The following is a 2,408-nucleotide window of genomic DNA, read 5'->3' as shown; positions in this document are numbered from 1 at the left end:
TTGTCAGCTTACCTTTAATTTATACCAGTAAAAACCAGAGTATAGAAGTAACTACAATTGCCGTACCGCCCTGAATAAGCGTACCCATTGTCTGAGCTTTATAAGCCTGGGTTATCGACATTCCACTAAATTCTTTAACCACCCAGAAATAACTATCATTGACGTGAGAAACGACCATGGCCCCCGCTCCCACGGACATGACCACAAGAGCAAGCGGCACAGCCCCTTCGATACCCAGTTGAGTGAGTAATGGAGCAATTAAAGTAGAGGTGATTACAATAGCTGCTGTAGAGGACCCCTGCGCACTCTTTAAGGCTGCTGCAATAACAAAAGGTATAAAGATGAATAGAGCACCTACAGCTAAATCGTTACCTGCTATACCCTTAATTAAATCTGCTATACTTGTCGAGCTGATAACGGACCCGAACGCCCCACCTGCGCCTGTGATTAATAGAATAGGGGCGGCTTCTTTAATGCCCACGCCAATCCATTCTGTTAAAGTTTCTTCATCAAATTTCGGAAGCAGAGCGAAAGCGAACAGCACTCCGACAAGCAAGGCAACAACAGGTGAACCTAAGAATAAGAAGAAGGAAAAAATACTTCCTGTCCAGCCTGCGAATGTAATCACCGAACTGAATCCGATCAGTAAAATCGGTACGAGAATAGGCGCAAAGGATTTTATAGCAGAAGGCATGTCACCAAAACTGCTCACCACTTCATCGTAGTTATACATAGACTCGTCTTCATCAGATTGGATATGGATCTTTGTTCCTGCTTTAACCGCCCAAAGGTAACCAGCGAGAATTGCAGGGATGGCAACAATAATTCCGAACAGGATGACGGTACCTAAATAGTTTTCCGCTCCGATGTTCCCGGCTGCAGCAATCGGTCCGGGAGTCGGCGGGACCAGGGTATGAGTAGCGAATAAACCAGTGGATAAGGCAATTGCCATAGAGGCAACGGTTACCTTGGTTTTATTTGCAAGCGCTTTCTTTAATGAAGATAATATAACGTATCCAGAATCACAGAAGACGGGGATACTTACGATACTGCCAATTGCACTCATAGCCAGCTGAGGACGCTTTTCGCCGACGATACGAAGTACAACTTCAGCCATTCGAAGCGCGGCACCGGATTTTTCCAATATCACTCCGATGATTGTACCGAATACAATTACTAATCCTATACCACCCATCAACCCGCCAAAGCCGCCATTCACAGCTTCAACTACATCGGGAAGCGGCATCCCTGACGATATCCCAATGGCGAATGCCGCAATTAATAACGAAAGAAAAGGGTGAAGGTTGAACTTGGCTGTAGCTACGATTACAAAGAAAACACCTGCAATAATAATAAGAATTAATCCGATTCCATCCATACTGTCCACTCCTTTTAGTTTGTAAAATTCGAAACAAGACGTGCGACTTGTATTGTTGCTTTGTACAAGTACTCTTCCGCATGATCCATACATTCTGTTAGATCTCTAGGTCCTGGAACGATCGAAAAGCATCCCGTAAAAACATGATTTAATTCCTCGTAATCTCCATCCAAGCTACCTGATAGGAGAAGAGCAGGCTTATTGTGCTGCTTCGCCAATTCTGCTACATAACCTGGAGCTTTTCCGTACATCGTCTGTTCGTCACTTTGGCCCTCACCGGTTACAACCAGGTCAGCCCTTTTTATCTCTTCTGGCAAATGAATAGCTTCTGAGATGAGTCTGGCTCCCGATTCCAGTGATGCTCCAATGGATAAAAAAGCAAAGCCAAGTCCGCCTGCAGCTCCAGCTCCAGGAGAATTCATGACCGCTATACCACTCGCATTTTCGACAAGCGTTCCGTAGTCGAACAAAGCATCATCATAAGCAAGTACCTGTTCTTCTGAAGCTCCTTTTTGAGGTCCATAAACATGGCTTGCGCCTTTAGGTCCTGTTAGAGGGTTGTCAACATCAGACGCAACCCTGATCGTTGTTTTTTTTAATCGGGAATCGATCGAAGAAAAGTCAATCCTTTTAATATGGAATAGATCTTTTCCAAATCCTCCTGTTTCCTTTCCATCGTCGTCAAAGGTCTTCATTCCGAGAGCTTGCAGCATCCCAAGACCTCCATCATTGCTGGAGCTTCCTCCAATGGCGATCATCAGCTCACGGTGTCCGCGGTTCAAAGCATGTAAGATCGCTTCGCCGATCCCGTATGTAGTGGTGTAATCAGGATTTCTCTGTTCTTCAGGAACAAGGGGTAATCCCGCAATAGCAGCTCCTTCAATGACAGCTCGATCCTCAAATTCGACGTACGAACTTTCGACTTTTTCACCAAGAGGACCTGTACATGTCAGGTTCACTTTTTGAGGATCGGAGGCATTGGCTAAAGCCTCGAGGGTCCCCTCTCCGCCGTCAGCCATCGGTTTTAGAA

2 protein-coding genes are annotated in these 2,408 nt (G+C 45.6%); both read right to left on the bottom strand.

All coding sequences use genetic code 11. The features are described from left to right. Positions 1-19: 19 nt before the first annotated feature. Entirely contained in the window at positions 20-1,378 is a 1,359-nt protein-coding gene (locus WAM07_RS11385) for a GntP family permease (RefSeq protein ID WP_422166947.1), read from the bottom strand. A gap of 14 nt (positions 1,379-1,392) precedes the next feature. Then, a partial coding sequence (locus tag WAM07_RS11380) for a glycerate kinase (RefSeq protein ID WP_422166946.1) occupies positions 1,393-2,408 on the bottom strand: 1,016 nt, incomplete at its 5' end.

The sequence above is a fragment of the Halobacillus sp. genome, assembly GCF_049282395.1.
Lineage (GTDB): Bacteria > Bacillota > Bacilli > Bacillales > Halobacillaceae > Halobacillus.
The sequence above is the reverse complement of the archived record's forward strand: the minus strand, read 5'-3'. Positions and strand labels throughout refer to the sequence as shown.